Raw genomic sequence first — 17299 nt, 5'->3', positions numbered from 1 at the left:
GGCAATCGCGCATTCAAGAAGGATCCTTCATTTCAGGCCGTTTGGGAAAGCGCACGCAGAAGCGCGTGCCACGGTCGCGCTCGATGTCGAGGACGCCATGTAGCTGTTCGACGAACAGCGGGACCAGCTGCAAGCCAAGCGAAGACCCGCTGAATTCACTCTCCGGAGGTAACCCAACGCCATCGTCGGCGACCTCGAAGCGAATCTGGTCGCCGTCCTCTTCGGCGAGTTTGATCACGATTTCGCCGGAGCGTTCGCCCGGGAAGGCATGCTTGAAGGCATTCGTCACCAGCTCATTGACCAGCAACCCGCACGAAATCGAGCTTTCGAGCTCAAGATGGATGCCGTCAGGCGGCAATTCCAGGCGCAACGCGATGCGACCACCGCCCGAGCGGTAGGTGGCGCGTATCGACTGCACCAGGCGCGTCAGATAATCGGCCAGATCGAGATGCGAAAAATCCTTGTGTTCGTATAGCAACTGGTGGGTCAGCGACATCGCCTTCACCCGACCGCAGCTCTCGCGCAAGATTGCCTGCAATTGGGGGTCGGCGGCATGATCGGCTTGCAGGTTGAGCAAGCTGGTGACCACCTGAAGATTGTTCTTGACGCGGTGATGCACCTCGTTCAACAGCACGATCTTCTCGCGCAACGCGTCTTCGAGGCGCCGCTGCGCCCGCAACCGCTCCGTGATGTCGACGATCGATGCAAGGACCATCATTCCGGTTTCCGTGGCAATCGGGTTGAGCCCGATCTCGATCGGGAATTCGCTGCCGTCGGCACGCGTACCGAGCAAGTCGCGGCCGACGCCCATCGGCCGGGGACTTGGGTCGCGATAATAGCCGGCACGGTATGTGCAATGGTGCTCGCGGAAGCGAATGGGCATCAGCATTTCGACGGGGTGCCCGAGCATCTGCTCTCGCGTATATCCGAAGAGCAGTTCGGTTTGCGCGTTAACGAGGATGATCGTCCCCTGCTCGTCGATCATCACCAGCGCGCTCGGCGCACACTCGATGACGCGCCGGTAGGTGTCTTCGCTCAGCGGCACCGCCGTACCGGCCGGCGAGTCTGGCCGACAAGGAGAAACCGTCGACGGGAAACCGTGTGCTGTGCCCCGGGAGTCGTTGCGTGGCGAATCATCCATGCCAATCGTCCTGCGCTTCGATCTGACGGATTGGACAACGTAGGCGGGAAAAGGATCACTGAAAGTCGCTTACGGCTGATATCTGCCCAATCCCTTCCCGTAGCAGGGTTTTTCGGACATCAGCCGGTAATCTTTGCGGCGGATACTGCCGCAATGTCGGATGGCCGCGAAGCCGTCACGCAAGGTTACATTCCGGCACATAAGCGAACCCAAATGGAGGTCGCTTTAGACGATGATCAAACCATTCTGTCGCGGCCGGCTTGACTGCCAGAGATGCTCTGGCTCCAAACCGTCATTCCTCTTCCACAGACTGTGCCCCATTTGGGCCCAGGCGCCAACAACAGGAGATTCAAGATGATCAGTACACTGGTCGACCTGTTCCGCAGTTTCTATGCGAACAATGATCTACCCAACGCCGAGGCGATCGCGCGCAGCATCCACTCGACGGTTCCCGGCGACCCCATCTCGCTGCAGTTCCTGGGCCTTGCGTATTACCGCAGCGGCCGCATCCTCGATGCTGTGCGCATTTTCGACAAGATCCTGCCGAAGCAGGTCTTCCCAAAGCGGAAAGCGGCGCTCGGCCAAGCCAAGGCGAACAGGCCGGCCACTCCGAACGTGCGTGGCGGTTCTGCCGCTGCGGCTTTCTATCGCGAAGTCACCCGCACGGATCCGGAACTCGCACAGGTTTGGTACGACCTCGGAACGACACTCGTCGACCTGAAGAAGTACGAACTCGCTGTTCCGGCATTCCACAATTCGCTCGTGGCCCAGCCGGATTCGACGCGTGCCATGCTCGCCCTGGCCCGCACGGCGTTGCGTGTCGGCGACCTGTGCCGCGCACAGGATGGGTTCTCACGTTTGCAGGCCATCGAACCGAACAACGCCGACGCCTATATCGGACTTGGACAGGTTTACCGGAAACGCCGGGATTTCGCGACGGCGCGCGCCTGTTTTGTCAGAGCTCGACTCTTGCGCGGCGATCACGCGGGTCTTGATCACCTCGCCAGCCGACGAAAAGCGGCCTGACGGGTGTGGGGGCAGCCGGTCGCTCCTGAGGCCGGCACCAACAATAAGGAGAACGTGATGCTGGAAAACGACGGCTCGTTACCCGTACCACAACGCAAGCGGATTGCTCTGGTTGCCCACGACAACCGCAAACTCGACCTGCTCGAATGGGCGCAGTACAACCGCGGCCTGCTCATCAAGCACGAGTTGTGCGCGACCGGAACGACCGGCGCCTTGCTCGAAAAATCGCTCGGCACGGAAATCCTCAAGCTGCAGAGCGGTCCCCTCGGAGGCGACCAGCAGATCGGCGCACGCATCGCGGAAGGACTGATCGACCTCGTGATCTTCTTCTGGGATCCGCTGGAACCTCAGCCGCACGATCCCGACGTGAAGGCGTTGTTGCGCATTGCGGTGGTTTGGAACATCCCGGTTGCCTGCAACCGGGCTTCCGCAGACTTCATGATCTCGTCGCCGCTGATGTCGTCGGCGTATGAGCGGCAGATGCCCGATTTCGAGCTCTACCGTAGCCGGATGGATCCGGTCCTCGAGGAAACAGCTCCGTAGAAGGAACCCGGCCGCCGGGCACCGCGGTGGAGGCCGCCTGGCAAGTGGCTCCCCCGGGCTCGGCACGCCGTATGCTGCAATTGAGTTGCAGCCTTCGCCCACCGTCGGCCTCGTGACAGCCCGAGCGGTCCAGCACCCATTCTTGTTTTGCTCACCTGCTCATTCAATCGGTTGACCTTCGAGCCTGTCGTCTCCATCTACGCGGTAAGGAGTCACGGATTTCCCGCCGGGCTTTCCTGACCGATCAGGTCAAATCGGCACAAGCCTTCGCCTTCCTCATAGCGAAGGCCGATCGGCCGGGGTAAAGGCTTCGCAGTTCCGTTCAATTGCTTGAAAGGAAGGAGAAAAAATGAAGCAATCGAAAAGACCCATACTCAACACCGTGCTCTTCGCACTGCTTGCCGGCGTCCTTAGCGCCGGGGCAGCAAATGCTGCCGACGCCTCAACATCGATGGGGGCAGGATCAGTACCCTATGTCAGCGGTGGGGTCGGTGAAGACGACCCCGTACTGGCGACCAAACGGGACTACAACCTCTATCTCGTTTTCGCCGGCAAGGGTGAAGGTGAGTACCTCGCTGACGTCAAGGTGGCGATCCAGGACGCGAAGGGTAACCCGGTGGTCGAAGCCGAATCGCCCGGCCCGATGTTCTTCGCCAAAGTGCCGCCGGGCAAGTACAAGGTAACTGCCACGTACAACGGCAAACCCGTGACGCAGACCGCACAGGTGCAGGCCCGAGGCAACAAGGACGTGCATTTCTACTGGTAAGCCGGCAAGTCGCCGCAATTACTCCGGCTCGCTTAGCGCGTATCCTCGTGTCCGGAGCACCCCGCTTCAGGCGAACGACGGTTTGAAGGCCGCTGTGCTGGGCCCCGCGGTGCTGGCCCTTTTCTCGGCCGTTCTCTCCGCCGCCTGATCCGCCCAGTACGGCGACAGATCGCGCAAGGCGGCGATGATCGGCGGAACGGCTTCGATCACGCGGTCGACCTCCGCCTCGGTCGTATAACGCGAAAGCGAGAAGCGGATCGTTCCGTGCGCCGCAGTGTAGGGGATACCCATCGCGCGCATCACATGCGAGGGTTCGAGCGAGCCCGACGTGCACGCCGATCCGCTGGACGCGGCGATGCCCTGTTTGTTGAGCAGCAACAGGATTGCTTCGCCCTCGACGAACTCAAACGCGATGTTGCTCGTATTGGGCAAGCGGTTTGTCGTGTCGCCGGTTGCAAACGCACACGGCACCTGGGCCAGGATGCCGCTTTCCAGGCGGTCGCGCAGGCGCTTCACCTCGCCGTTTTCATAGGCCATGTGCTCGAGCGCGAGACGCGCCGCGACGCCCAGGCCGACGATCGACGCCGCGTTTTCGGTACCCGCGCGTCGCCCGCGTTCCTGATGCCCTCCCCGCAACAGCGGCCGAAAACGGGTGTTGCGGCGCAGGTAAAGAACTCCGATGCCCTTCGGCGCATGCAGTTTGTGGCCCGAGAGCGAGAGCATGTCGATGCACGTGCGGCGCACGTCAATATCCACCTTGCCGACCGCCTGCACGGCATCGGTATGGAACATCGCACCGACGTCGTGGGCCATTTCGGCCATTTCTTCGATCGGGAAAATCGTTCCGGTTTCGTTGTTCGCCCACATGGCCGAGACAATCGCCGTGCGCGGCGACAGGAGGGCTCGGTACTCGTCGAGATCGAGCCGGCCCTTACGGTCGACGCCGAGACGATGCACGACGACGCCTTCCTTTTCCAGATACTCGCACAGCGCTAGAACGGCCGGATGCTCGACGGCGGTCGTGATCACCTGGTTGCGCTCAGGCTGAGCTTTGAGGGCCGAGAGGATGGCCGTCGAATCGGACTCGGTGCCGCATGAGGTGAACACGATTTCCGACTCGTACTCGGCGCCGAGCAGTTCGCACACGCCGGCGCGCGCGTCCTTGATCGCTTGCGCGACCTTGTTGCCGAAGCTGTGCATCGACGACGCGTTGCCGAATTGTTCCGTGAAAAAAGGCAGCATGGCCTCGACGACGGCTGGATCGCACGCCGTCGTCGCATTGTTGTCGAGATAGATCGGATTCATGCTGCCCCACCCTGCCGTTTCGTCATCAGGCTGGCGGGTAGCAACTGCACGAATTCGCCAAGCGCCTCGACGAGTTGCGCCTGTATGCCCGACAGCGTCGCCTGCTCCATCATGCAGCCCTGGCAAGCGCCCTGCAGGTTGACGTAGACGTTCCTGCTGTCGATCTCGACGATTTCCACGTCACCGTGGTCACGTTGCAGCATGGGTCGGATCGCTTCGATCGTCTCCTCGATCCGTCGCATGCGCTGGAAGTTCGTCAGCCGCGGTTTCGGCGTCGGTGCGCACTCGGCAGGCGCCGTCTCCTTCGGGGTTTCGGCAAGCGCGGGCGGCATCGGTGCGGTGCATCGCTCGGCCGAGATGTCGGCCAGGATGTCTTCGATGCCTTCGTGGCAACTGCAACAGCCGCCACCGGCCTTGGTGTAATGCGTCACCTGCTCGACCGTGGTGAGTCCATTGGCGCGCACGACCTCCTCAATCAGCGACGAATCGACCGCGAAGCACTTGCATACCATCGCGCCTTCGGTATGGTCGTCCGCCCACGCCTCGCCGCGATAGTTGGCGACGGCCGCCTGCAACGCTTCGCGGCCCATCACCGAACAGTGCATTTTCTCGGGCGGCAATCCGTCGAGATAATCGGCAATCTGCTGGTTGGAAACCTGCAGGGCTTCGTCGAGCGTGAGCCCTTTCACGATCTCGGTCAGCGCCGACGACGAGGCGATCGCCGAGCCGCAGCCGAAGGTCTGAAAATGCGCGTCGAGAATGCGCTCGCTTTCCGGGTCAACCTTGAGCATCAAGCGCAAGGCATCGCCGCACTGGATCGAGCCGACGTCGCCGACGGCATTCGCATCCTGCAACGGCCCGGCATTGCGGGGGTTGAAGAAATGCTCCTGAACCTTTTCCGAGTAGTCCCACATGGCGTGGCTCCTTTGCGCAAACGCTGTTCAACCGTGCCGGCACAACGCACCGGGCTTCCGACTACAACCGCTCCCTCCGCTCAGGGAGGGGCCCGCCTATCCCGCCTAAGGCTGGACCGGCATCGCCGCGTAGCTGTAGCACCCTTTCGGGCAAACGCGCCCGCAGGCACCGCAGCCGATGCAGTCGCGCGGATTGGCGAGCGTCATCACGGAGGCGGTGTCGTCCTCGTCGTAGTCCTCATCGTCGTCGAGTTCCATGTCCTCACCGCGATCGATGAGATCGAGCACGTCGCGCGGGCAGACCTTGAAGCAGCGCCCGCAGCCTATGCACTTCTTGGGGTCGAGGACGGTGGCGAACTCGGGCGTCCAGACGCCACCGCCCAGGGTCAAGCCGGTGATGTTTTCCATTTCATTTCCTTTCAGTTGCGAGAAATCCTCTTGCTTTTTGCGTGGCGCGCCGTCGGTGGCTCGGCCCGGCGGCCCCGCCCCCGCCGCGATGTTTAAAGCCCGGCGACGTCCGGGTACTTGCCGACGATCTCAAGGGCGACGGCCAGGTATTTGTCCGCCTCGTTCTTCATTTTCGAAAGGCTCTCGAAGCCGAAGCGATGCACGTCGCGCAGGGTCCGGTCGAGAACGACCAGCTTGCCGACGATGATCAACCCGCGACCGAAACCTTCGTGGCTCAAATGGACGAGCGCCTTGGCCATCAGCCCGCACTCCTTCTCGATCAGAACCGCGATGGCGTTATAGAAAGCGCGGACCCGGGCCAGCGTTGTCTCGTCGGGATCGCCGATGAGCGGTATTTCGGCCTTGCGCGCCTTGGTGAGCACAAAACCGGCGAGCAATTGATCAACGGGTTGGCCGTCGAGCCGGCCGTAGGTGTCGAGGGCACGCATCTGGCGAACCATTTCGAGGATGAAATCGGTGTCAAGCACCGGATCGGCGAAGGGCGCGAGGCTTGCGCTCATGAGTGATCTCCAGGGGTTGAAGGCAATGGATAAGGGACCGGCCTTTCGAGCACCAGCGCGCTGCCCGGAAAGCCACGGTGGATAAGTCTCGCGATCAGAATGCCGGCCGCGAAACCGGCGCCCGCGCCGGCGACCGCACTGGCATCGCCGGGCGAGTAGAGATTCGCCCCCAACGCGCCGAGCAGGAGACACACCCCCGGCAGCAGGTAGCCGAGGAGCGCGGCTGCCACGAGCGACGTCTCCGGCAGAGACAACGTCACCCGTCGGCCGACCGCTGTCCCCGGCGGCACCGGCAGGCTGACGACCGGAGGGGCCGAGACGGTCGAAGCGCACCCGCCGCGGCTCGCGCAACCGTTGCATGCCCCGGCTGGTTCGAGCCGGATGCGGGCAAGGCCGTGGTCGATGGCGATCACTTCGCCTCGGCGTTCGGCGCAGAGCGTACGCGGGTTCATTCCTGCCAGCCCTCCGCCGCCATGCGTTCGAAACGTGCCGCATCGGCCGGACGCTGCGTCAGCCGGTCGATCCACGCGACGCCGCCGGAACGGATCGCGGCGCACAACTGGCGCACGATCAACTCGATGGCCGTTTCGTCGGCAAGCCGGATCGGCTGGATGCCTTCCGCCAACAACTGCCGTACCGCCGATGCTCCAACGGCCAGGCAATAGACCGCTGCACAACCCGCCAGAGCGCGGATCTTCTCGTCGAGCCGGCCCTCGTTGCGCCGGTTGGCTGCTTCCGGTATTTCTCCCCGATCTACCGCGTGGTCGACGGCAGTGGATCCGGAGTCGGCGCGCGGATCGGGACAGGCGTAGGCGGACTCGGCTCCCGGCGCCGCTTCGGTAGCATCGGCGAACTCGACCGCTTGGACGAGCCGGCCGCGTTCGGCATCGAGCGCATAGATGGCAAATCCGGCGGCGGCCCCGAAATGCTGATTGACCGAGACCCGGTCGTCGGTGGCAAAGGCGACCTTGAACATGGCTGGCGTCGCCTCAGTGCCGGGCCAGGCCAGCGCCAGCACGCGCCGGTTCCGGTTCGTTGCGGTAGATCGATCGATAGGCCGGGATGCCATGGTGCTGCCCCAGGATGAGGTTGGCGATGTCGAACAGCGTCTGCCGCGCATGACGGTATCCCACCCAGCCGCGTGCATAGCCGCCGACGCAGTCGTACTGCGGGAAGCCGGCACGCAGCAGAGGGATGCTGAGGCGCTCGGCGACCTGCACGGCGTGCGAATTGGATACGACGAGTTGGGCGCCCGTACGCCGTGCCAGGTTTTCCAGGTCCTCGAGGTCGCCGATCTGGACGGCATCGCAGAGGATGTCGGCGAGCGCCTCGGCACGCGCGGGAGCGACGGCGGCGACGATTTCGGCGCCCAGCCCCGAGAAAAAGGACGCAAAACCGAGCAGCAGGTCCGGGTCAAGCGCGAGCGCGATGCGCGTGAAGCCGAGCATGAAATGCGTGTCGACCATCGCGTCCTGCAATTGCGCACGTTGCCGCTCGATCCGTTCGGGAACCGGCTGCCCGGAGAGGTCGGCGAGTATTTGCGTGAAGGCGTCGCCGGCATCCAGGCCCATCAGATGGTCGAAACGGTAGTCCGGCACCCCGGTTTTCTCCTTGAGCAGGTCGGCGGCCCGCGCCAGCGAGCGGCCGACGACCAGGGTGGCAACGGAATCGCCCATCGCCTCGATCTCCGAACGCGGCGTGCCGCCGATGGTCAGCGCGCTGAACGCCTTGTCGATCAAATGTCCGTCGAGCGCGTCGCCGATATCCGGCAGAACCACCGGTCGCAGGCCAAATGTCTCGACCCACTCCTTGATCGCCTCGACGTCGCCCGGCGTGAGCATCGACGACGCAAGGATGTTCACCTGCCGCCGACGACGCCCCCCATGGCGCGTCTGGGGGACAAGATCATCGATGATGGCTTCGAGCGCCAAGGCGAACCCCGATTCCAGGCATCCCACGTAGTCCGGCGTGTTGACCGGAACGACCGACACGCGGTCAAACTCGGGATGGCGCGCGCGGAACTCGCGGACCAGGCGTCGGATATCCGTACCCTGCGCCTCCGAGAGGCAGGTGGTGGGCAGTCCGATGACGTCGGGCCGGTTCTTTTCACACAGCGTCCGCAGCCCTTCGATGACATTTTCATCCGCGCTCATGACGGTCGATACCTGATCCATTGCCGTCGTTTGCAGTGGAATCGGCTCGCGGAAATGGCGCACGAAGAAGACCTTGCCGAATGCCGTGCATCCCTGCGAGCCATGCAGCATCGGGATCGCGTGGCGCAACCCGAGGAAGGCGAGTGCGGCGCCGACGGGCTGGCTCGCCTTGAGCGGGTTTACCGCCAGCGCTTTGCTGCGCTTGATCACTTCGGCCATGACGCTCCTCGCCTCCCGGTCGTTTCGATGTCTTTAGGCGTTCAACGGAATTCCCGCCACGCGTTCCGCCGCCCACGGCGCCGGCCGGCGTACCGCCCGCCATACGGGGCTCTCGATGGTCAGCGCGAGCTGACGCGCAAGTTCGAGCATGCCGGCATAGCCTGCGTAACCGAATTCCCGTTCCTGGTTGATATCGAGAAAGGGAATGCGCGCTTTGAGCGCCGTGTACAGATTGCGGCCGCCGGCGATCAGGATGTCCGCGCCGTACTCCTCGTAGGTGCCGAGCAACGTCGCGGGGCCTCCCTCGTCGAGCATCCGTGCATCGTCGCCCATCAACTCGCGGATGCGCGCCTTGTCCTCCGCCGTCGACTTGCGGGTGCCCGTGGCCACGACCTCCATGCCGAGGTCCTGAAGCGCCGACACGACCGACCAGGACTTGACGCCGCCGGTGTACAGCAAGGCGCGTTTACCGCGCAATCGCTCGCGCCACGGTTCGAGCTGTGCGTCGATCGCCGCTTCCTCGCGCGCGATCAGCGCCTCGGTGCGCTTCGAGAGATCGTCATCGCCGATGAGACGGGCGAAATCGCGAAACGCCTGCGACGTATCGGCGACCCCATAGAAGCTGCCTTCAAAAAAAGGCACGCGCCAGCGTCCCTGGACCTTGCGCGCGACATTGAGCAGCGCCTTGGCGCACACCACCATGCTCGCTTCGGCCCGGTGCATCGTCTGGATATCGCGATAACGCGCGTCGCCCGAAAGCGAGCCGATGATGCGCAGGCCCAGCTCGTCGAAGAGCGGCGCGACCTGCCAGAACTCGCCGGCGATGTTGTATTCGCCGATCAGGCTCACGTCGTGCACTTGGATTCCCGGCCGCTGCGCGGATTCCGGTACGGGGTCCGGCTCGCGTGTGCCGATCACGTGCCGCACGATCGCCTCGCCGGCGATGCGGTTGCCCAGATTCTTCGTGCCATAGAACCCGGCGCAATCCACCGGCACGACGGGAACGCCCCAATGCCCCGATGCCGCTTTGCAGACGGCCTCCAGGTCGTCGCCGATCATCGCCGTCACGCAGGTCGCATAGACGAAGACGGCTTCCGGGGCGTAGGTGTCGACGGCCTGCCGGATGGCATGGAAAAGCCGCTTCTCCCCTCGGCCCATGACAATATCCTGTTCCGTGAGGTCCGTCGTCATGCCGACGCGATATAGCGCACGGCCCGTCGTGCGCGCTCCACGGTTGTCCCACGAGTTGCCGGCACACGCGATCGGCCCATGCACGATGTGGGCAACGTCGGCGATCGGCAGCAGCGCGATCTGCGCGCCGTCGAACGAGCAACCACCCGCCGTGGCTCCCGGCTTCGGACGGGAGCAGCCCGATTTCTCCTTCGCATTGTGGGCGCAGGCCGGCTCGTTGAGCAGGACCGCTATTTCGCTCGTCTTCATGCGGAATCCTTTCGCACGGCTCAATGCAATGCCCGTGCCACGGCCGGAATCCTGAGCGGGAAGCCAAGAGTGCTGCGGATTTTGTTCCGATCGCGACAGACACCGCGCCCGCGGAACGCCGCATTGTGCGAAACCCGACATTCGAACGACGATGCAGCGGCTTGGGGTGGGTATTTCCGCCTGGAAGGTTTCTTGCTCGTGCCCGGACATGGAGACTTGGCAAACATCGCTGCGCGCCACCGCGCCGGACCCTATGCCTTCCGCAAACACCGGCTCGACCGGATTGAGGCTTCGCGTGCGATACCTCGACGACCCGGCAGCGCTCGCGTTTGCCGGCGTCATCCGGCAATCCCTTCATTGCAATCGCCGGCCGCTGATCCGTGGCCTCGGCGAGGCGGACTTCCGATCCATGCTTGACGAGTATTTCTCGGCCGACGGCGCGAGCGGGGTCCCTGACAATGATTCCGGGCCCACCTTTACCCACGAAGGCGTCCAAGAGATCCACGCGGTCGACGGATTCGAGGCATTCGACGAATTCGACGATCTGGTCGCGTTGCTGCTCGATCACCGAGCGACCGACGACGACGGCGAAAGATGGCTCGCCTGCGCGATCGCCACCGCGGCGATGGGCGAGAACCATCTCTGGCAGGACATGGGATTGCCAAACCGCGCCGTTCTTTCGGCGCTGATGCGGGCGCACTTCCCGACGCTCGCTGCCTTGAACGTAAACGACATGAAGTGGAAGAAATTCTTCTACCGCCAACTCTGCGAGCGTGCCGGCGTGCTCATCTGCAAGTCGCCCCATTGCGCCGACTGCTGCGACTTTCGGCTCTGTTTCGGTCCGGAGGATGTTGCACTTTAGGACAGCCGGGTTCGAATTCCGGCATTCTTGTTGCTAGCGTTATGTCGTCTATGGTAATAACGAAATAAGTGTCAGGAAAGGACGATTGCACGATGAACACAGCGCCAACCGCGATGAAAACCACGGCGAAAGCGCCATCCTTGCCGCTTCCTCGCGGGCGGCGTTGGGATCACCTGGAACTACTTGAGCGCATCGACGCCACCGGATCGATTACCAGCGCGGCGGCGGCGATGGGAATGAGCTACAAGGCGGCCTGGCAAGCCGTTGAAACCATGAACAACCTATCGGAGCAGCCGGTCGTGGAACGTCAGACCGGCGGCCGCCACGGCGGCGGTACGCACCTCACGACCTACGGACGTCGCGTGGTCAACGCCTACCGACGCCTGGAGAAGGAACGTGAAAGAGTGCTCGCGGCACTCGGCCAGATCATGGACGACTTTGAACAGTACTACCAACTCATCAGGAGATTCGACATGAAAACAAGTGCCCGCAACCAGTTCCTCGGCAAGATCAAGTCGGTGAAGCACGGACCGATCAGCGCCGAGATCATCCTCGACATCGGCGGCGGCGACGAGATTGCGGCGGTAATCACCAACGAAAGCACCGAGCATCTCGGCCTCGTCGAAGGGATGGAAGCCTACGCCCTGGTAAAGGCGCCGTGGGTGATCGTGACTACGGACGATTCGTTGAAGACGAGCGCCCGCAATCGCCTGTGCGGCACCGTCGTCCGCTGCCACGAAGGCGCGATCAACGGCGAAGTCGTCATTGAACTACCGGGCGGCAAGCTGGTGGTCGCGACGATCACCAACGAGAGCATCCGCGAATTGGGTCTCAAGGAAGGCAAGCGTGCGTGCGCGCTGATCAAGGCCTCGCACGTCATTCTCGCCGTTGGCGCATAAAACAAAGGAACCGTCATGACTTGCCTAGAACTCCGCCGTTGCAAAACCACAATATTCGGTTTTGTACTGGCCATATTCTCCCTGCTCTCCGGCTCCCCGGCCTTTGCCGACGAGATTCAGGTGGCCGTGGCCGCCAATTTCGCGGCGCCGATGCAAAAAATCGCCGCCGACTTCGAGAAGGAAACCGGCCACAAGGTACAGCTAGCCTTCGGCGCCACCGGGAAGTTCTACGCGCAGATCCAGAACGGGGCGCCGTTCGAGGTCCTGCTCGCCGCCGACGATACGACGCCCGAGAAATTGGAGAAAGAAGGGCTCGGTGTCGCCAACAGCCGCTTCACCTACGCCATCGGAAAACTGGTTCTTTGGTCGACGAAAGCCGGGTACGTCGACGACAAAGGCGAGGTTTTGAAGCGCGGGGACTTCAAGCATCTGGCAATCGCCAATCCAAAACTCGCGCCGTACGGTCAGGCCGCGGTCGAGACGCTGACGGCGCTCGGGCTGCTCGCCACCGCCCAGCCGAAATTCGTGCAGGGTGAAAACATCGCCCAGACGCACCAGTTCATCGCCACCGGCAACGCGGAACTTGGTTTCGTCGCGCTTTCGCAGGTGATGAAGGACGGTCGCATCACGGAAGGCTCAGCCTGGATTGTTCCATCCAACCTGCATGACCCGATTCGACAGGACGCTATCCTCCTTGCAACCGGCAAAGGCAAGGCCGCGCCGGCGGCTCTGCTGAAGTACCTGGCGGGAGACAAGGCCCGCGCCGTGATCAAATCGTTCGGCTATGATTTCTGACCGCCGCTGCGCGGCTCACCACTACAACGCATGCTCACCTCCGACGAACTTCAGGCTCTCTGGCTCACCGTCCGCTTGGCCGCGGTCGTCACGACGATCCTGCTGCTGATCGGTACGCCGATCGCCTGGTGGCTGGCACGTACGCGTTGCCGCTGGAAAGGACCGATCGCCGCCATCGTCGCCCTGCCGCTGGTGCTGCCGCCATCGGTGCTCGGCTTCTACCTGCTACTCGTCATGGGACCGCACGGCCCGATCGGGCAGTTGACCGAAGCGCTTGGCCTCGGACGGCTGCCCTTCACCTTCTGGGGACTCGTCGTCGCTTCCGTCTTCTACTCGCTGCCGTTCATGGTGCAACCGTTGCAGACGGCGTTCGAAAGCATCGGCGAACGCCCGCTTGAGGTAGCGGCGACGCTGCGTGCCTCGCCGCTCGACGCCTTCTTCACCGTCGCCGTGCCGCTGGCGTTGCCGGGGTTTTTGACCGCGTCGGTGCTCACCTTCGCGCACACTGTCGGCGAGTTCGGCGTCGTGCTGATGATCGGCGGCAACCTCCCCGGCGTCACGCGCGTCGCGTCGGTACAAATCTACGATCACGTCGAAGCGTTCGAATACGCGTCGGCGCATCGGCTGTCGGCGGTCATGCTGGTATTCGCCTTCCTCGTGCTGCTCGCGCTCTACGCCTGGCGGCCGGGCGCAAGGAAGGGGGCCTGAGATGAACCGAATCCAAGCGCGCTTCCAGCTCGCCTGGCCCGGCTTTGGCCTGGATGTCGATATTGCTCTGCCCGGACGCGGCGTGACCGTGCTGTTCGGCCATTCCGGTTCGGGCAAAACGACGCTGCTGCGCTGCATCGCGGGGCTGGAACGGCCACCCGTCGGCAAGTTGAGCATCAACGGCGATACGTGGCAGGACGAACGCACCTGGTTACCGCCGCATCGCCGCCCGCTCGGCTACGTGTTCCAGGAAGCCAGCCTGTTCCCGCATCTCTCGGTACTCGGCAACCTACGTTATGGCTTGCGGCGTGCGAAGACCATCGCCAACGGTCAAGGCGTGAGCCTCGAACACGCGATCGACCTGCTCGGCATCGGCCATCTGCTCGAACGCAAACCCGACCGTCTATCCGGGGGCGAAAGGAGCCGCGTCGCGATCGCGCGCGCCCTCGCCGTCAGCCCCCGTCTACTGCTTTTGGACGAACCGCTGGCGGCGCTCGATCACGATCGCAAGCAGGAAATCCTCCCGTACCTCGAACGGTTGCATGACGAGCTCGAAGTGCCGGTGCTCTACGTCAGCCATGCTCCCGACGAGGTCGCCCGTATCGCCGATCACCTCGTGGTACTGGAAGACGGCCGCGCCCTCGCTTCCGGCCCGCTCGGTGAAACGCTGGCGCGGCTGGACCTGCCGATCCGGTTGGGAGAAGACACCGGCGTGGTCATCGACGCCGTCGTCGCTGAACGCGACGAGCAGTGGCATCTCGTACGCGCCTCGTTCGCCGGCGGCAGCGTTTGGGTTCGCGACACGGGCATGGCGGTCGGTCACCGCGCACGCGTGCGCATCCTCGCCCGCGACGTCAGTCTGGCCCACACCCATGGGGACGATTCCAGCATCCTCAACGCGTTGTTGGCGCATGTGGTCGCCGTAGCCGACGAGGCACATCCGGCCCTCGCACTGGTCCGGCTCGACGTCGCCGGAACTCCGTTGATTGCCCGCGTCACGCGGCGCTCGGCGGCGCACCTCGGTCTGCGGCCAGGCCTGCCGATATGGGCGCAGATCAAGGCCGTGGCCCTCATCGGATAGCACGGACAGCGGATAGGCAAAAACAATGAAAACCCAAGTGGAGTTTGCAACTCGCGAAGATCTCGAGTCGATGGCGGACCTGCTCGCCGAGTTGTTTACGCTCGAGAGCGACTTCAAACCCGAGCGCGCCAAACAGCTCGACGGCTTACGTCTGATCCTCGACAACCCGGCCGTCGGCCAGTTGTTCGTACTACGCGCCGACGGCAAGGTCGCCGGCATGGCGAACGCGCTCCATACGGTCAGTACCGCCGAAGGCAAACGCGTGGTTCTGCTCGAAGACGTGATCGTCAGCGCGGCCTATCGCGGCCTTGGCCTCGGACGTCGGCTCGTCGAACACATTCTTGCCTGGGCCGCCGCCAATGGTTGTCCGCGAGTAACGCTGCTCGCCGACAAGGACAATGCCCCGGCACTCGGGTTCTATCGCCGGTTGGGTTTCGGCGAGTCGGCGATGCGCGTCTTGCGCAAGAACCTCCCCTGAGAGCGGGGAAATACGCCGCGAAGGGGTCCCTCTACAGGAAACCACGAAAGGTTCGCGGGATACCGTGCCTAAGGCGCACATGCGCTTGTCAACCGATCACCTTGTCTGTCCGTCTATCTCCTCAGCGAACTGGATCACGGCGGGATATTTTCCGCTCGGTTACAATGCCCGCCTTCATTTGCGGCGAAACGGAGAATAAGCATGAAAAGAAGTGGTTCTCTTGCAAAAAACTGGCTCGGTCCTGTGGCTTTGTGCACTCTGGTCCTGCTGGGCGGTTGCGCCACGGAGCAGTCGCGCACGCTCGACGTGGCCAAAGTCACCTCGGCAGGCACGTCCTACACGGGAGCGCGAACCCCGATCGTGGTTGGCAAGTTCGACAACCGTTCGAGCTTCATGCGCGGAATCTTTACCGACGGCGTGGACCGCCTCGGCAGCCAGGCGAAGACAATTCTGATCACGCATTTGCAGCAGACCGGCCGCTTTAACGTCATGGACCGTGACAATTTGCCGGAGATCAAGCAGGAGGCGACTTTCGCCAAGGCGACACAGGACATCAAGGGCGCCACGCACGTCGTGACGGGCGACGTGACCGAGTTCGGACGTAAGGATGTCGGGGATCGGCAACTGTTCGGCATCCTGGGGCGCGGCAAGTCGCAGATCGCTTACGCGAAGGTCAGCCTGAACATCGTTAACGTACAGACGTCGGAAGTGGTCTTCTCCAGCCAGGGAGCCGGCGAATACAGCCTGGATAACCGCGAAGTCATCGGCTTTGGAGGAACCGCCAGCTACGATTCGACGCTCAACGGCAAGGTTCTTGATCTCGCGATGCGCGAGGCAGTGAACAAGCTGGTCGAAGCCATCGAATCCGGCGCCTGGCAACCGGGACGATAGCGTGGGGCGGGGACAGAAGATGAGGCATTTCTCGACACCCTGGCCGGCCGCTCTTTCGCTTGCCGCCGCGCTGCTCCTGACCGGCTGCGCCAACACCTCCCAACCGCTCTATTACTGGGGAGACTACGAGCCGCAGCTATACGGCCACTTCACGAAAGGCAAGTCGCCAGAGGAACAGATTTCGGCCCTCGAAGCCGGCATCGAAAAAGCGCGCGCCAAGGGCCAAATGCTTCCCCCAGGCTATAACGCTCATCTCGGCATTCTTTATGCGCAGGGCGAGCACGCGGATCAGATGCTCAAGTACTTCGAAGCCGAGAAGACCCTCTATCCGGAAGCAACCGCCTACGTGGACTTCCTGACGCGCAAGTTCAAACAACCACAATAAGAGGACAGGATGTCATTCCGTACGTTTTTTGAGCGGCGCTTGGCCCGGCCTGCCTGCACCCTTCTCCTTGCCGCCGCCATCACCGCCGGCTGTGCAACAGTGAAGCCCTACGACTACACGGCATTCAAGGAGAGCCGCCCGGCGTCGATCCTGGTTCTGCCGCCGGTGAATAGCTCTCCGGAAGTGGAAGCCACCTACAGCATGCTGTCGCAGGTGACACGACCGTTGGCGGAGTCCGGGTACTACGTCTTTCCGGTGAGCCTGGTCGATGAGACATTTCACCAGAACGGCTTGACTCATCCTGCTGAAATGCATGAGGTCAAGCCGCAAAAATTGCGCGAGATTTTCGGCGCCGATGCCGCGTTGTATATCGATATCAAACAATACGGAACGAGCTACACCATCATTGCCAGCGAAAGTCGTGTAACGGCATCGGCGAAGCTCGTCGACTTGCGGAACGAACAGGTACTGTGGTCCGGTTCTGCGACGGCATCGAGCGCCGAAGGCCGCAATTCCAGCGGCGGACTGGCTGGCATGTTGATTCAGGCGGTCGTCAGTCAGATCGTTGAAACGACAGTCAACCAGTCGCACCCGATCGCCGGTGTGACCGCGCAGCGATTGCTCGCTGCCGGAAGACCGAACGGCCTGCTGTACGGACCGCGCTCGCCGAAGTATCAAACCGACGGAAACGCTCTCCCCTGACGCGCCCTCCCGGGCAACTGCCT

General features: G+C 63.0%; 21 protein-coding genes. 12 read left to right on the top strand and 9 right to left on the bottom strand.

The genetic code is table 11. The features are described 5' to 3' along the window. Window positions 1–13: 13 nt before the first annotated feature. Window positions 14–1141, bottom strand: a complete 1128-nt coding sequence (locus NZ453_RS09685; protein ID WP_263770347.1) for a sensor histidine kinase — start codon at window positions 1139–1141, stop codon at window positions 14–16. Window positions 1142–1495: 354 nt separating this feature from the next. Between NZ453_RS09685 and NZ453_RS09680 the strand changes: the two genes are divergently transcribed. The 3 genes from NZ453_RS09680 (at window position 1496) to NZ453_RS09670 (ending at window position 3476) form a co-directional block, all read left to right on the top strand. Further along, a complete protein-coding gene (locus tag NZ453_RS09680) occupies window positions 1496–2167 on the top strand; it encodes a tetratricopeptide repeat protein (RefSeq protein ID WP_263770346.1) in 672 nt (223 codons plus the stop codon). A gap of 57 nt (window positions 2168–2224) precedes the next feature. After that, window positions 2225–2710 carry a methylglyoxal synthase gene (locus tag NZ453_RS09675; RefSeq protein ID WP_263770345.1) on the top strand — a complete coding sequence of 162 codons (486 nt, stop codon included), beginning with the start codon at window positions 2225–2227 and terminating at the stop codon, window positions 2708–2710. 349 nt (window positions 2711–3059) lie between these two features. Further along, window positions 3060–3476, top strand: coding sequence for a flagellar hook assembly protein FlgD (locus NZ453_RS09670; RefSeq protein ID WP_263770344.1), 417 nt, complete (start codon window positions 3060–3062; stop codon window positions 3474–3476). A 66-nt stretch (window positions 3477–3542) separates the two neighbouring features. Here NZ453_RS09670 and nifS read toward each other — a convergent pair whose 3' ends face one another. The 8 genes from nifS to nifE all read right to left on the bottom strand — a co-directional run bounded on the left by nifS (window position 3543) and on the right by nifE (window position 10475). Further along, window positions 3543–4781 carry a cysteine desulfurase NifS gene (nifS, locus tag NZ453_RS09665; protein WP_263770343.1) on the bottom strand — a complete coding sequence of 413 codons (1239 nt, stop codon included), beginning with the start codon at window positions 4779–4781 and terminating at the stop codon, window positions 3543–3545. Beyond that, window positions 4778–5695, bottom strand: a complete 918-nt coding sequence (gene nifU, locus NZ453_RS09660; protein ID WP_263770342.1) for a Fe-S cluster assembly protein NifU — start codon at window positions 5693–5695, stop codon at window positions 4778–4780. The genes nifS and nifU overlap by 4 nt, the downstream gene beginning before the upstream one ends. Before the next feature lie 105 nt (window positions 5696–5800). Then, entirely contained in the window at window positions 5801–6103 is a 303-nt protein-coding gene (gene fdxB, locus NZ453_RS09655; protein ID WP_263770341.1) for a ferredoxin III, nif-specific, read from the bottom strand. 92 nt (window positions 6104–6195) lie between these two features. Then, complete coding sequence (locus tag NZ453_RS09650; RefSeq protein WP_263770340.1) at window positions 6196–6663, bottom strand: NifX-associated nitrogen fixation protein; 468 nt, start codon at window positions 6661–6663, stop codon at window positions 6196–6198. Next, entirely contained in the window at window positions 6660–7115 is a 456-nt protein-coding gene (locus NZ453_RS09645; RefSeq protein ID WP_263770339.1) for a SoxR reducing system RseC family protein, read from the bottom strand. The genes NZ453_RS09650 and NZ453_RS09645 overlap by 4 nt, the downstream gene beginning before the upstream one ends. After that, on the bottom strand, window positions 7112–7681 hold the full coding sequence (locus NZ453_RS09640) for a NifB/NifX family molybdenum-iron cluster-binding protein (RefSeq protein WP_263770338.1): 570 nt from the start codon (window positions 7679–7681) through the stop codon (window positions 7112–7114). Before NZ453_RS09640 ends, NZ453_RS09645 begins: the two co-directional genes overlap by 4 nt. Continuing rightward, window positions 7653–9035 (bottom strand): nitrogenase iron-molybdenum cofactor biosynthesis protein NifN, encoded by a 1383-nt coding sequence (gene nifN, locus NZ453_RS09635; protein WP_263770337.1) that lies wholly within the window; start codon window positions 9033–9035, stop codon window positions 7653–7655. The genes NZ453_RS09640 and nifN overlap by 29 nt, the downstream gene beginning before the upstream one ends. A gap of 33 nt (window positions 9036–9068) precedes the next feature. Continuing rightward, window positions 9069–10475, bottom strand: a complete 1407-nt coding sequence (gene nifE, locus NZ453_RS09630) for a nitrogenase iron-molybdenum cofactor biosynthesis protein NifE (RefSeq protein ID WP_263770336.1) — start codon at window positions 10473–10475, stop codon at window positions 9069–9071. Window positions 10476–10770: 295 nt separating this feature from the next. Here nifE and NZ453_RS09625 point away from each other — a divergent pair, with 295 nt between their 5' ends. The 9 genes from NZ453_RS09625 to NZ453_RS09585 all read left to right on the top strand — a co-directional run bounded on the left by NZ453_RS09625 (window position 10771) and on the right by NZ453_RS09585 (window position 17276). Next, on the top strand, window positions 10771–11337 hold the full coding sequence (locus NZ453_RS09625; RefSeq protein ID WP_263770335.1) for a nitrogen fixation protein NifQ: 567 nt from the start codon (window positions 10771–10773) through the stop codon (window positions 11335–11337). A 92-nt stretch (window positions 11338–11429) separates the two neighbouring features. Beyond that, window positions 11430–12236: a TOBE domain-containing protein gene (locus tag NZ453_RS09620; RefSeq protein WP_263770334.1), complete on the top strand. Its 807-nt coding sequence runs from the start codon at window positions 11430–11432 to the stop codon at window positions 12234–12236. Between the two features lie 15 nt (window positions 12237–12251). Then, on the top strand, window positions 12252–13031 hold the full coding sequence (gene modA / locus NZ453_RS09615) for a molybdate ABC transporter substrate-binding protein (RefSeq protein WP_263770333.1): 780 nt from the start codon (window positions 12252–12254) through the stop codon (window positions 13029–13031). A gap of 30 nt (window positions 13032–13061) precedes the next feature. Continuing rightward, window positions 13062–13739, top strand: a complete 678-nt coding sequence (modB, locus tag NZ453_RS09610; RefSeq protein WP_263770332.1) for a molybdate ABC transporter permease subunit — start codon at window positions 13062–13064, stop codon at window positions 13737–13739. A 1-nt stretch (window position 13740) separates the two neighbouring features. After that, entirely contained in the window at window positions 13741–14820 is a 1080-nt protein-coding gene (gene modC, locus NZ453_RS09605) for a molybdenum ABC transporter ATP-binding protein (RefSeq protein ID WP_263770331.1), read from the top strand. Window positions 14821–14845: 25 nt separating this feature from the next. After that, entirely contained in the window at window positions 14846–15298 is a 453-nt protein-coding gene (locus tag NZ453_RS09600; protein ID WP_263770330.1) for a GNAT family N-acetyltransferase, read from the top strand. Window positions 15299–15499: 201 nt separating this feature from the next. Then, window positions 15500–16189 (top strand): CsgG/HfaB family protein, encoded by a 690-nt coding sequence (locus tag NZ453_RS09595; protein ID WP_263770329.1) that lies wholly within the window; start codon window positions 15500–15502, stop codon window positions 16187–16189. Between the two features lie 19 nt (window positions 16190–16208). Further along, window positions 16209–16574 (top strand): DUF4810 domain-containing protein, encoded by a 366-nt coding sequence (locus NZ453_RS09590; protein WP_263770328.1) that lies wholly within the window; start codon window positions 16209–16211, stop codon window positions 16572–16574. A 9-nt stretch (window positions 16575–16583) separates the two neighbouring features. Beyond that, window positions 16584–17276, top strand: a complete 693-nt coding sequence (locus NZ453_RS09585; RefSeq protein ID WP_263770327.1) for a DUF799 domain-containing protein — start codon at window positions 16584–16586, stop codon at window positions 17274–17276. The last annotated feature ends 23 nt before the right edge of the window (window positions 17277–17299 follow it).

It is taken from the genome of Propionivibrio soli (assembly GCF_025770765.1).
In the GTDB taxonomy this organism is placed as follows: domain Bacteria; phylum Pseudomonadota; class Gammaproteobacteria; order Burkholderiales; family Rhodocyclaceae; genus Propionivibrio; species Propionivibrio soli.
This window is presented reverse-complemented; position numbering and strand designations above follow the sequence as displayed.